We start from the raw sequence: 7,915 nt of genomic DNA, 5'->3' as shown, positions 1-7,915 counted from the left end.
AACGTTCCGTGAAGCACTTCGCCGCTTTTTTCATATTACCTTGCCAGAAAAAGCGAAAGAGTTGACTACCCGACTGACTGATAACTTTCAGATTCTAAGACCTGCATCTTCAAGTTAAGTGCGTATATATGATTATAAAAAGTATAATGAAAATTAAATTCAAATAAATATTAATCAAAGACGCGCAAGTTATATAAAATAAAACTTGCGCCTTGAGTTTTGCATGAATTTTTACGGGGAATAGAAAATACGTAAATAAATGGTTATTTTTGTGGCTTATTACGAATTTTACGCTCAATAAGCTGACCACGCTGATCAAAATACCGACTAGGCCAAATTTCAGAAGGATGGATTCCGAGATAGTTAGCAATTATCCATTCACCTTTAGGCCACTGCCTACTGAGAGCATTTGCTAATGTTGATGAACTGAGTCCCGCTTCACGGGAGAGAGCCGCTAAGGTTGTTCCACGTTTACGTAATGCTGCGATGATATCAGCCTGATGCCAGTCAGTTCTTATGTTGTTATTCATTCCTGCTACCCCTTCCATTAATTAATATTGATGGTGGTGATTCAGACAGGGTTCGCGGACCGGAGTACCCACCGGCGAGACCGAAGTCTCCCCCATCTGAATCACCATTGAAAAGGCGATAGCAAACGCACTGGCAGAAACATCCTACCAGTGTTTGGGTACACAAGGCCGCGACGCCTTGACCATTAGATTTTGCTAATGGCGGAGACACTTTAACTGATTGTTTTATCTAACTCAATAACCGAACGGCTAAGTTAAACGACTATAAACCCGTTCAACGTAACGCCCGCGACCATCACCGTGCCCCAAATCCATTGATACCAGTGCCCGTGCTTCCTGACGGCTAAAGCCATTCTGTTGGTAAAAACTCAGTGCATCCTGCGCCCACGCATAACGCAAACTATGGGGAGAATGGCAACCGGTTAAACCAATCCTTGTGGTATGTGTTTTCCAATAGTTCATGGCCTGTTTGAGATCGGGCTTATCAATCAATCAATCTACCGCCGCGTTGTTCTGCAACAGCCATAGCTTGCTCGACAGCCGCTTTTACAGCAGTAACATCCAATACACGGGTTTGTCTTGGTCGGCCACCTTTTGTACCGAAAACAACATGCAGTTTCGGCTCTGGCTGTTCTAATTGTTTTCGCCAGCTTTTCAATGAAGCACTGCATTGCACCGCTTCCTGAGAACGTAACCCCAGCAATCGAGCGAGTTTCAGTGTGGTGGCAAATCCAACATCACGTTCAAGCGCTTTCTGATAAACAACCTGAAACGTGGAATCAGGGATCGCCTGCTTCGTTCCGGCGCGGCTGCTTCCACTTAAGCCCAATGCCTTATTGCTCAAACGCGGCGAGGTTTCCAGTTTCTCCCGGCCTGCCATGCGGAAGATATTGCGCAACGCGGACATTTCATTTTGCACTGTTCGTTTGGCAATCCCCTGAGATAAACGAGTATCAACATACTGTTGAGGTATTGCGGGGTATCGGTTGAGTACTCGGTACTGCCGCCTGTATAAACAGGTCATCCCCACTGGCTAAAAGCCAGCCTCGATATCGTCAAGTTCTCCTTTTTCAATCTAAAAATGCAGTGTCAGATTCACTGAATGGTGAAGCAGGCGTGAGCCTGTCAGGGTTGTATTGCCTTTTGATTGCGGCGTCACTTTCAGCGGTAAACCGGCAAAAAGTGACGCCTTAAATTCAGCAAATAGTCAGCAAAAATCATGCGCGCGTTGAAATGCCAGCAGGCACAGCAAAACGCCGCAAGGTTAAGGTTTAAAACGGGAGCAATGAGTTAATTGTTTGTGTGTAGAAAATCTGTCCGCTGAATATTTCAAACTGAGGTGGTTAAAAGCATGGACTGGATGTGTACAAGCACTCTGTACGTATAACGTGAAATGAAACCAGAATGCAGATCAATCCCATTAGGTAAAAGAAAAATGAAAACAGGGTTTAATGTGGATATGAAAAATAAGTGTATGATCTAACGTTCAATACACTCATACGACAAGATAAAAACACCTTTTTGAGGCCTTTTTCAGTTTAAGAGACTTTCATCGCCAGACGATGGGTTAGGTGTCTGACGATATCTGCTTCCAAAAGTGCGCAGATGTACCGCAATGCTTGCTCTCCCTTTCAGGCTACGGGAGTTAATGAGATGGTCTTCCCCACCTTGTGAACCATACTCTTTATAGAGTATTTTTTCTGGAGAGTCCATCATGCAAAACGTCACCCTTATTGGTATCGATCTCGGCAAGCATTCTTTCCATATCCATTGTCAGGACAAATTCGGCAAGACTATGCTGCGTAAAAAATTTACCCGCCCAAAATTAATGGAATTTTTAGCTGGGTATACATCGACTACCGTCGTGATGGAAGCTTGTGCGGGTGCACATTTTCTGGCTCGCCGGATCGCTGATTTAGGCCATGATGCGAAGCTGATATCTCCGCAGTTTGTTCGTCCTTTTGTCAAAAGTAACAAAAATGATTTCGTTGATGCAGAGGCGATATGTGAAGCGGCATCACGCCCCTCAATGCGTTTTGTCCAGCCGAGAACGGGGACGCAACAGGCGATGAGAGCACTGCATCGTGTCAGAGAATCACTCATCAAAGATAGTGGCTTAATCCTAACGTTATCCATCATTCTGGGTTTAACTATCATCTATTTCTACCATTCCTTTAATTCCCGTGAACCTGAGATAGCGCTGGTGATAGGTGAGCCTTACGAGGATATGCGACAGAGATCCAGTGCCGAGATTGATCCACATCTTCCGGGGCAAATTTGGCATAATATTCCAAAAACAGATGCGCGCTTACGCTTTATTGACCCTAAATATGGATTTGTGACCCTCCCAGCTCGATTCTTTGCTGTTGTGTATGCGAATGAAGTCATCACTAGCGTGCGTATGTCTCCACAAATTGAACCATTACTCTACGATGATGCAATCAAGATTGTATTGGATTTACAAGATCAGTGGCGTAAAGCGGGTTGGGCGCTTACTAAAGGGTATCAACCCTTAGCTAATACGGCAGAATTGCATGAGAGTCTTCGTCGTATGAAAGGTGGCGCTGGAGCGACCTATTGGCAAGCAGATAATAAGTATCAAATCATGTTGGACATGGTACGTTTCAAAGATGACAGGCATCCTGATGAAGAGCGATATTTGATTACGTTAGTGATTTCCAAGCCATGGGCAAATCAATAACGCAAACTCAACTGAGTGTGAGAAGATAATATTTTCACACCCGAAATTCAGAATGACACTGACGCGCTACGCTTGTCTTCTCCGAACTACCAGGCTAATACATTAACCCGGTAGCTCGGAGAACTGAAGAAACATAACCGTTACTATCGATTATCTTTATATAACTGCACCAATTTTCACGGGATAACGGGGTAAATGACATATTTATTATATATCTCATTGCGTTACTCTATCCCATGTTATCCCAGCCTATCCCGTAACATCATGTCACTAATTTAAATTATTTAAAATTCAATAAATTATAACTTGCCAGAGAAAAATCTTTTTCGGGATAACTTCCATTGCCACGATATCACTTTATTTGTAATCATCTAATGTTACGGGATAGCGCGGGATAATACGGGATAAATAAAACATCTATAACTAACTGATATATAATAAAATTAGTCTCTATTATCCCAATATCCCGTTATCCCAACGTTTTTTTCTCTTACGTGAGGTTAATCCTCATCCCTGAAAATCAGCACTACAAACCGTCCCTGAGTGCCGTTTACAGAAATGGTTTTACTGATAAAGCGGTCTTTCTCCGCTTTAACCAACATTCCGGCCTCTTCTAAGGCTTCAAAGCCGGATTTTTTCTGTAATCCCTGCAATATTTCTGCTTCAAATACACTGGGGATAATATGGTATTCCACCTGTCCATCATGACGGCGGTTATGCACCAGATACCCGGCAAGATCACTAATCCTCATGGCGTGTGAGGTATCAATATCGCCATTTGGCCTGCCGTAGGTATAAGGCTGAAAGCGCGACAGTCCGTATTTCTGGATAAAGTCACGAGTTCGTGTGATAACCTGATACTTTTCCCGGTTTCCGATGCCAAAATCAGCTAACCAGTCATCGAAACTTTGTTTTGCCGCAGCATGACACGCTTCTTTACCCCAGCCAGTGATATGGGTTGCCAGTTCTCCAACGGCATCCAGTAACGCAAAACGCACGGCAACGCGCTTGACTTGCGCTGAGGCTTCTTCTGGCAGGCCATCAAGCCACACTTTTTCTTTACGGGCGGTCATGTCGATTGCCTGCTCCTGATTCTCAGACAACCATTTAACCCATGCCCGACCCGCTGCACCACAATAGCGTTTGGATTCACGTTTAATGGCTCTTGCATGAGAATCACCATCCTCATGACCATTGAAACATTCTGTATCAATAAAGGACACACTGAGCAGCCTGACAAGCTGCCCGGCTTTTGGGGTGATCCCACCTTTTATCAGAAACGTTTCTAAATCTTCCTCGCCTGTCGAAAGGGCAGCAATCTTCCCGCGGATCACAGCACGGTTCCCGCCTTCCCGTTTCCCCTGAATTTTGCCGACACCATTAAACAGGCTGTAGGCACTGTTAGCGACTTCTTTAGGGTTCGAGCTTTGCCCTATTTCGTCAATCGGCATAAAACCATCGTTACGGGCCGCGGCTTCGTTGTTTAAACCGTGGTTAGTACCGTGCCATGATAATTTCAATTCTTCGGGATCACCGTATAAGCTGCTGGCCGCCTCAACAGTGGTGGTTTTTCCTGCGGAGGATTGGGAGAATAAATGCACACCAAAGCAGCTCCCACCTGTCAGCGAATTAAGTGGGGCTGCTAACCCCACCAGTACGCCTAGCATCATTGAGCGGTTGCCTTGCAGTAATGACGCAACGTGTGTTTTCCACTGTTCAGCACTTCCCCTGACCACATAACCGGCAATGGCAGATGTGCCGCCACTGAATGCGACAGGCATATAGGGCTGGCCGATGATCTCACCGTCCGGCATGACATATGCTCCGCAGTGCCAGCCTGCCTTTTGTGTCACAATCCATTCACGGCGATCGCCGCTGCGTTGCAAATATTCAGCCAAAACAGGCAACAGACTGTTTTTTACGGTGATGTTCATTCCTCGTGAACGTAATCTAGCCCAACCAACGGGCATCCCGATTTCATGGCGTGGAAGTGCCTCAACGATATATTTTCCTGTGCCTTCTTGTCGTAGCTTGATAATGAGATAGCCTTCGCTGCCATCATTGCCAATGCCAACGATTTCCATGTAATCGCTCAGCCATTTTTCAACTTCGACGATTTCGCCACCTTGTTCTTTCGGTTCAGCCCAGTAAATCCCGTTCTTGCGGATATCGATATGAGGTTTTAGCGGATCGTATTCTTTCACTTGGTATTCATCTGAATCAGGGGTTACAGATTTTGCTACTGGTTTTTTCTCTTCTACCTGATACAACCCATTACTGGATGCCTGCTTTGCGGCCGCAATGCCATGCCGCTGACGATAATCATCCCAATCAGCTTTATGTTCTGTAGGTGGTAACGTAACCCAACCATTCACTGCGAGAGCCGCTTTTTCTGCTGAAATCTTGCCGATATTGACTTTGGGTTTGCCGTTCTTATCCAGTTCATCGGGATACGGCGGTGCTTTTACCGCATCAGCTCGTGTTGGATATTTAGAAGTCATATTCTTCTCACCTATAACCACTTGAGTTAATTCCGATGCCGGAATTCCGATATCGGGATTTTGAACTAGTCGGTCTCACCGATAGGTTGATTTTCAATGTGCAAAGCTAAGCATTCAGCCTGCGGCCAGTTAATACCGAATAGCTCCATTGGGGTTTCACTGTCTACAAAAAGTCCAGAAATGATTTTTTCAGCTATTTCTTCTGTCTGCTGCATTGAAATATTCCTCTGAACATCCCTTATTTGCGGGATTTTGAACTACTGCATTTTTTGCAGGAGTTGAATAAAACCATCAAACTCATCTTTCATTAGCACCAACCCCGATCTATTCGAGTTGTAAACTCTGAGTTTACTACGGGTTGTGGAGGTCGGTACTGATCTCCGACATGAGGCACCAAGTCATACCATCCCGCACACGATAAGTGAATATAGGTCAGTCTTTCAGGTAGCAGTTAAGCACACAGTATCTAAGCAGCCAGTCAGCCCTGGCATTCTCCACATTACAATAATCATTAAATAGTGATTATAGAGAAACAAAAAACCAGCATTATTAATACACTGGTTTAATAATAAAATATTTAGGTAACTTGTATGGTGTTGTAAATTAAAACTAATATACTAATGCTTTTATAAAATACCCATCGAGTTTGATTTTTACAATTTTACCTTCAGTAAAGGCTTCGTGAGCGATTTTAACATGTCTTGCATTGTTTGAATTAACAGCAACACATCCTATGTCATTTGATTCCAGACTCACAAACCAATAAAAATTGGTTACTAATGAATCCAAAGAAACAGTGTAAGCCAGTTTCCCAATATAATCACCGGAAGTCATAAGCTTTGTACAACCAAAATTGCTTGGATTAACTATACCTCCAACATCAGCGCTCTTAGTCTCCGCAGCCATGCTTGTTCCAGCAACCAGAGACAAAAACAGCCCTGCAAGAATACTCACTTTTTTATTTATCATAGCGTTTCACCTTATTTATATGGATTAATCTTGTCAGACATCACTTAGATATTATCCACACAATATCTAAACACCCCTATTAAAATAAGGATAACACTGATAATTTAACTCAGATAAAGAGAACGTTTTTAAGCCTATTATTAATCATCATCAAAGGAATGATAATTATCATAATAAATTTTATTTTCTCTCAAGAACAAAAAAAACCGCACTGGGCGACCTTAATAATTCGTTATCCGTGATCAAATAACACTATCCGTGATCAAATGGTGGGTTGTAAACTCAAAGTTGACTACTAAAACCTATTTCTTGCTCAGTCTGCTTGAACCGTTCTTCTTCCAGCTCAACACCCAACACACGGCGATTTAGCTTCAAAGCTGCTTTCAGGGTTGCCCCAGAGCCCATAAAGAAATCGGCGACTAGATCCCCTTCGCGGCTGCTGGACTGAATAATATGTGCCATCAGGTCAGCCGGCTTTTCGCAGGGGTGTTTGCCGGGATAATACTGCACAGGTGCAAAATGCCAGACATCGGTATAAGGCACATCAGCCGTGACGGTGAATGAATGGCGCATTAAACCGTATTCCTGCCGCAGTTCGTCATGCTGACGCGATAATATCTGGTGTGATTCCACCAAATTAGAATAGGGCGTGTCCAGTTCGCCACGTTGGTGCTTTTCTTTGGCGATGCGATCAAACAGTGCCTGTAGTTTTTGGTAGTCTGCCTCATTGGGTAACTGCCACTGGCTGTCGCTGAACCAGTGACTGGCCATCTGCTTCCCAGTGGCGGCGTGAATTTCCTTCGCCGTAACACCTAACACTTTTCGTGCGTTACGAAAGTAATCCACCAGCGGCTTGTAGTGGTATAAGGATCTCGGACACCTCAAAAGCCTGCTAATGTTATTCATATGACAATGAGGTATGACGATGAAATTGAAACTCACCAAACGCCACTATTCCACTGAATTTAAGCTGGAAGCGGTTCAACAGGTTGTTCTTTATCAACAACGGGTTGTCGATGTCGCCCGTTCATTGGGGATCGATAGCAGTACGCTGGGAAAATGGGTTCGCCAGTACAAAGCCGAAATGCAGGGAATGACGCCGGTGGGCAAGGCACTGACGCCCGAACAACGCCAGATACAGGCATTAGAAAAACAGGTGAGACGCCTGGAAATGGAAAAAGCGATCCTAAAGCAGGCGGCCGTGCTGATGAGCG

Annotated in this window: 6 protein-coding genes and 4 pseudogenes; 3 read left to right on the top strand and 7 right to left on the bottom strand. The window is 44.3% G+C overall.

What is annotated here, in order from left to right:
• Positions 1-118 (top strand): annotated as a pseudogene (locus tag Xenpb_RS20195) (IS630 family transposase); the annotation flags it as partial.
• A gap of 145 nt (positions 119-263) precedes the next feature.
• On the opposite strand, the gene Xenpb_RS18770 reads toward Xenpb_RS20195, so the two are convergent.
• The 3 genes and pseudogenes from Xenpb_RS18770 to Xenpb_RS18760 all read right to left on the bottom strand — a co-directional run bounded on the left by Xenpb_RS18770 (position 264) and on the right by Xenpb_RS18760 (position 2,246).
• Positions 264-530: a helix-turn-helix transcriptional regulator gene (locus Xenpb_RS18770; protein ID WP_187655657.1), complete on the bottom strand. Its 267-nt coding sequence runs from the start codon at positions 528-530 to the stop codon at positions 264-266.
• A 249-nt stretch (positions 531-779) separates the two neighbouring features.
• A pseudogene (locus Xenpb_RS18765) lies at positions 780-1,497 on the bottom strand (integrase domain-containing protein); the annotation flags it as partial.
• Between the two features lie 566 nt (positions 1,498-2,063).
• On the bottom strand, positions 2,064-2,246 hold the full coding sequence (locus tag Xenpb_RS18760; protein ID WP_187655656.1) for a hypothetical protein: 183 nt from the start codon (positions 2,244-2,246) through the stop codon (positions 2,064-2,066).
• Here Xenpb_RS18760 and Xenpb_RS20190 point away from each other — a divergent pair.
• Positions 2,245-2,640: pseudogene (locus tag Xenpb_RS20190) on the top strand (IS110 family transposase); the annotation flags it as partial. The gene Xenpb_RS18760 and the pseudogene Xenpb_RS20190 sit on opposite strands and share 2 nt — an antisense overlap.
• A gap of 1,091 nt (positions 2,641-3,731) precedes the next feature.
• Here Xenpb_RS20190 and Xenpb_RS18750 read toward each other — a convergent pair.
• The 4 genes and pseudogenes from Xenpb_RS18750 to Xenpb_RS18735 all read right to left on the bottom strand — a co-directional run.
• Entirely contained in the window at positions 3,732-5,732 is a 2,001-nt protein-coding gene (locus Xenpb_RS18750; RefSeq protein WP_255523201.1) for a DUF927 domain-containing protein, read from the bottom strand.
• 65 nt (positions 5,733-5,797) lie between these two features.
• Positions 5,798-5,947: a hypothetical protein gene (locus Xenpb_RS18745; RefSeq protein ID WP_187655655.1), complete on the bottom strand. Its 150-nt coding sequence runs from the start codon at positions 5,945-5,947 to the stop codon at positions 5,798-5,800.
• Positions 5,948-6,341: 394 nt separating this feature from the next.
• On the bottom strand, positions 6,342-6,701 hold the full coding sequence (locus Xenpb_RS18740; RefSeq protein WP_187655654.1) for a hypothetical protein: 360 nt from the start codon (positions 6,699-6,701) through the stop codon (positions 6,342-6,344).
• Positions 6,702-6,983: 282 nt separating this feature from the next.
• Positions 6,984-7,559: pseudogene (locus tag Xenpb_RS18735) on the bottom strand (site-specific DNA-methyltransferase); the annotation flags it as partial.
• Positions 7,560-7,626: 67 nt separating this feature from the next.
• On the opposite strand from Xenpb_RS18735, the gene Xenpb_RS18730 reads away from it, so the two are divergent.
• A partial coding sequence (locus tag Xenpb_RS18730) for a transposase (protein WP_187655652.1) occupies positions 7,627-7,915 on the top strand: 289 nt, incomplete at its 3' end.

This window comes from Xenorhabdus sp. PB62.4 (genome assembly GCF_014467285.1).
Lineage (GTDB): Bacteria > Pseudomonadota > Gammaproteobacteria > Enterobacterales > Enterobacteriaceae > Xenorhabdus.
The sequence above is the reverse complement of the archived record's forward strand: the minus strand, read 5'-3'. Positions and strand labels throughout refer to the sequence as shown.